Source organism: Campylobacter concisus (assembly GCF_902460845.1).
GTDB lineage: Bacteria > Campylobacterota > Campylobacteria > Campylobacterales > Campylobacteraceae > Campylobacter_A > Campylobacter_A concisus_X.
Genome location: NZ_CABPVS010000005.1, coordinates 1 through 3,092, shown reverse-complemented (window position 1 = coordinate 3,092; position 3,092 = coordinate 1). Strand labels below are relative to the sequence as shown.

At 37.0% G+C, this 3,092-nt stretch carries 1 protein-coding gene; it reads left to right on the top strand.

Translation table 11 applies throughout. The features are described 5' to 3' along the window. On the top strand, positions 1-2,419 hold a 2,419-nt coding region (locus F3H00_RS10365; protein WP_188115657.1), incomplete at its 5' end, for a beta strand repeat-containing protein. Between the last annotated feature and the right edge of the window lie 673 nt (positions 2,420-3,092).

Here is a 3,092-nt window from a genome sequence, read left to right as displayed (position 1 = left end):
TAACGAAACAGTAGCTGATATCTCAGCTTTACAACAAGCCATCTTAAAAGGAACAGATCTTAATGCTCTAGAAGAAACTGCTGCAGGTGGTCCACAAGCAGGTGGTAATGGTGGAGATGGCGTAAGCTTATCTTCTACTAGCTTTGCAGAAGGAGGCCACATTAGTAACATTAATGCTAATGTAGGAAGCATAGATGCTTTATCTCTAGCAGCAGGTGGAGATAATAGCTTTGGTGTAAGTGGAGGAAGTGCTGTTGGGGCTGGAGCTGAAGCAACAGGACCTGCTTTACCAGCAGGAAGTATAAAAATTCCTTTGTCGGCGTATAAAGGAGAAAGCACATCTTCTGCACTCTTAGACTCATTTGCCTCTTCTATACCTAATGGATATCACGTATATAGACACACTGATGGTAGAGATTATCTAACTCCTAACGATCCTACCGCCCCTAGCGCGTTTAATTATAAAGACGGTTGGTATGTAAGCAATGATGGTAATCTTGCTATTGGTCAAGATGATGCTAAAGACCTAGCAGTAACTAGCACAGCAAAAGCTTCGAACTATCCAGATGATGGATCAGTAGCTAAGATAGTAGATCCTAATCCAAGTTTAAAAGTGTTTGGATCGGATAACATAGATAAAATAACAGTAGACAATGCAAAAATAGAATCTGTATATGGAGGAGTTGGAAACGATAATGTCAATCTTCAAAACGGTGCAGAGACAGTAGAAATTTTTGGTGGTTCTGGAAATGATGGTATAACCGTAAATAATTCTACGGTAAGTGGACGAGCTATCAAGAATGATGAAGGAAGGATAATTAGATACGAAGCTATCAAAGGCGGTGATGGCGTAGATACAATCTCTATACAAAATGAATCCAAGGTAAGAGGTAATATATATGGCAATGCCGGACAAGATAATATATCCTTAGAAGGCGGAGCGAAAGTATATGGAGCAATATATGGCGACACCAAAACTATGAACGATATATACGAAAAGCAGGTAAATCCGGCTTTAGATATAGTAGATAGCGGTGCCGATATCGATACTATAACTTTAAGCGGTGCGGGAACCAGTGCGAAGCATATATTTGCCGGAGACGGCGATGATAAGATCGTGGTAAAAGATGGCGCAAAAGTAACAGGAGAAGTAAGGGGCGACGAAGGCGATGATAAAATAACCGTATCTGACAACCAAACATACGTTAGCGCCATAAATGGTAGAGGTGGCGACGATACTATCCTAGTAGAAAATGGCGCAAACGTAGACGGTATAGTCGGAAGATGGGGTAATGATAGTATAACTGTAACCGGAAAGGGTACTACGGTAAAAGAATATATTCACGGCGACGACGGTAACGATACGATTAAAGTTTTGGACGGTGCCGTCGTTAAGGGTGATATTGAAGGTAATGCTGGTAACGATATTATAGAAATCGACGGAGGAGCTAATAAAGAAGGTTTTGTCGGTGGTAAAATTATTAGTGGAGATGGCGACGATACTGTTACAATAAGAAATATGAATCTAAACAAAGTCGACAATGACTACAATAAAAACGTCAAGGTCGATACTGGAACTGGCAACGATACCGTAAATTTATATAACGTTACTGTAAACGATACTAATATCTGGACGAAAGAGGGTAACGATACTGTAAATGCTACCGATACTACATTTAAAACGACAAGCGCAATACAAGGAACCGGAATAGGAACCGGAAGCGGTAATGATGTTGTAAATATAAATTCAGGGTCTAATTTCGAAAGCGGTACGCATATAAGTGCAGGCGAAGGTAATGATATTATCAATATAAATTCTGGAGCCAATTTAAACGGCGGTCACGTTTATGGATATGCAGGAAACGATACTATAAATATAAATTCTGGAGCTACTTTGACGAACTCTTCGGTTCGAGGCAATGAGGGCAATGATACTATAAGTATAAGTGGTGGAGCTACTATAAATAATTCAGGTAGCATAGCTATAAACGGAGATGGAGACAATAATACTTTAGTTTTGAAAAACGGAGCTTCTGCTGGATTTAATAACTTAAATTTTGAAAACAAAGTATCTATAACTCATACAAACGGAGATGTAAATATAACCAATATGGAAGGCGATAAAACCGTGGATCTATCCCAGTTATCTGCTATAACGGATAAAAACGTAAAATCTGTAGATATGACGAGTATAAACGGCGCAAAACTAAACATCACCGCACAAGACGTGCTAGACGTCAATAAAACTACCGGTGATACTCTTACCATAAAAGGTGGTAGCGACGATACTATCCATAAGACCGATGAGTCTATATGGCAAAATAAAGGCGATAGAACGTATTCTACAACAGTTACAAACAACGAAACGACACATACTGTAACGATCAAAATAGAAGATAGCATTACGCACGATTTATAATCTCTTAAAAACCCAAGAATTTCTTGGGTTTTACTCTAAATAAAATTACTACAGTTTTTAATCTTATATTATTCTAGTAACTGTTCTAATTTTTGGCTTTAACAACTAGTTAACGTAGCAATAAAATAAGTTAGATGGTGTAGAGAATAGCAAAATAAGCAACAAAAAATAATAATATCAATCCACCTTTATAAAAGGTATTTTCTACTACTTTTTATTTTAACTTGGGTTACACCTAAAGTGAAATATCAAATTGTAAAAGACAGTGTGAGCTTAACCAATATCCTACCATCGATTGTGGAATATGTAACGATACTATCGACTTCAATAATGTTAAAAATTTTTGATGATTAAGTTGAGTGGTCATGTTAATATAAACGAAAACGCAGTCAATAATAATGCTGAGCTTAATTTACAGGTTAGTCTTTATTGTACCCCAGTACAATATACAAACCCTTCTAAAATTTATATAATTCATTCAAAATTTCAAATAATATAACAATAAGGAGAATATGATGGCTAAAGAAGCCGGAGTAGTTAAAAGCGTAAACGGAGGAATAGCAAGAGCACTTAATGACTTAACAGGAGAGGTAAGACAATTAAGTGTAGGAGATATTGTATACCAAGGTGAAAAGATAGTTACAGAGGGTTCTAACTCTAAAGTAACAATAAC